The organism is Saccharopolyspora sp. NPDC000995 (assembly GCF_053599315.1).
Genome location: NZ_JBSFLZ010000292.1, coordinates 1 through 2105 on the forward strand (window position 1 = coordinate 1; position 2105 = coordinate 2105).

1 pseudogene is annotated in these 2105 nt (G+C 69.7%); it reads left to right on the forward strand.

The window, feature by feature from the left end:
* Window positions 1-2105: pseudogene (locus tag ACWDKQ_RS35875) on the forward strand (hypothetical protein); the annotation flags it as partial.

Here is a 2105-nt window from a genome sequence, read left to right on the forward strand (position 1 = left end):
AGGACGCGGCCACGGCCGGTGAGGATTCGCCGGAAACGAACTTCGACCAGTTGGTGGCCCCGGGTGGGCTGCCGGTGGCTGGGGGCCGGGTGCGGTTGCGGCTGTTTGATGCTCACCCGGTGGGTACCGCTGCGGGCAAGCTGAATCTGGAAGTGGGTACCGAGGGCGGGCTGAAGCTGGACGCTCAGCAGATGCGGGGCAGCGGTTTTGAGGGGCGTTTCCGGGGCTCGGCGTGGATGCTGTTCGGGGGTGAGTCGAGCCGGGCTTATGTGGCCCCGTCGTTGACCGGCCGGGGCAAGTTCGGTCAGGAGGAAGCAAGCGCCTTCGGTCGTGGCACCGTACGCCGGCGGATCGGCAGGACGACCGGAGCCTCTCACCTGTACCGGGCGCATGGCGTGTTCGAGATCACCCGCTACGGGGAGTCCGACGCTGCCGAGACAACGGAGAAGATCGCGGTCGGTGGTGGTGTGGAGTTCCTGCTCTCCGACGCCGTCGCGCAGCGAATGCACACCCATCCCGTCCGGGAACCGGCAGCGCAGGGGCAGCCACCGCGTACCCGGCGCGTTGAGCTGCCCGCCGGGGTGGAGCCGAAACCGGCACCGGTGACCGAGGTGCGGTATCCGCCGGAGTTCGTCCTCTCCGGTGCTGCGCTGGGCCCGACCATCGTCACCGAGATCTCCAACGCGCACGAGGTCGCCCCGCTGATCAAGAGCGTGATTTCCGAGCATGCTCCCGGTTTCGGTACACGCCGCTGGCTGGAGGTACCGACCGGGATCGCCGGGTCGGTGGAGAAACTGGCGTCGGCGACCGCGGTGGCCGCCCGGTTCGGTCAGGAAGCGACGTCCGGGATGTCGTTGCTGGCGGCCCGGCCGTATCTGGGCGGCACGGAGACGATCGAGTTCGTCGTCCGCGCCCGGTACGCCCCGGACGCTCAGGCCACACCGGATAAGGACACCAAGTCCGACACGGCTTTCCTGAACACCGAAAAACGGGCGCAGGCCGTCTCCCGCTCGCAGGGCGGCGGCAGCAATGTGGGTGTGCTCGTGGCCGGTAAGTTGGGTGGCGCCACGCGCCGGGCGGGCGCGCACCCCGAGGCCGGCTACGACAGGGAATGGTCGCGTACCCAACGTGACACCGAAAGCGATACGTTCAAGTCGCGGGTGCTGGGCACCGACGCGATCTCCTATTCCTACACCTGGCCGACCTGGTTCCAGGTCGAGATGTACCGGACGTGGACCCCGAACGCGGTGCTGAACAACCTGCTGCTGACCGCGCCGAGGCGGGGCATCGAGATGTGGTCGGAGATGCAGGAGGACACCCGGACCCCGCAGCAACGGTGGTTCACCAGCGACGGCACGGCCCGGTACACCATCCCCGGGAGCCTGACCACGACCACGCCGCCGCTACCGCGCCCGGTGCGCATCGGCGGCCGGCTCCTGCCGGCGGGAGGCGACCAGGAACTGGGGCCGATGCCGCGGGATCTGCGGGGCGTGGACGTGATCCCGCTGGCACTGCCCGGAAGCGAGCGGCTGTTCCCCTGGCTGGCCGCGGTACTGGCGCATCCCGTACCCCCACCGGCCGATGACGCCGACCCGGACAGCACGCGACTGTCGCTGCGCGCGCCCGCCGGCAACGGCTGGATCCGCCCGGCCACCCTCCCCGCGCAACTGCTGTGGCAGCTGGGTGGGGAAGAAGGCCTGACCGCGATGATGCCCGACCTGCTCGAGGACCCGGTGCTGATGCCCGCGATGGTCGAGACCGGCATGGTCTGGGACGACGAGCACGGCCTCGCGGTGCGCCTGCGCTTCGCCGAGGTCGACTACGTCACCTCCTTCACCGCCACCGGCGAGCTGACCCAGGAACAGAAAACCGAGCACGAGCTCACCCACTCCGACACCGGCAAGAGCAGCGCGGCGCTGTCCGGGATGGCCACGCTGGACGCCGGCAATTCCGCAGCGAACAACGATAAATACGGCAAGCTGCGCGGGGACATGCTCCTGCCCGGCGAGACCAGCACACTCGACCCCTCCGGCGGGCTCTCGGGCAACTGGTCCAACCCCCGCGTCCAGGTCTCCACCCGCGGCACCACCCGGGAGGTCACCACC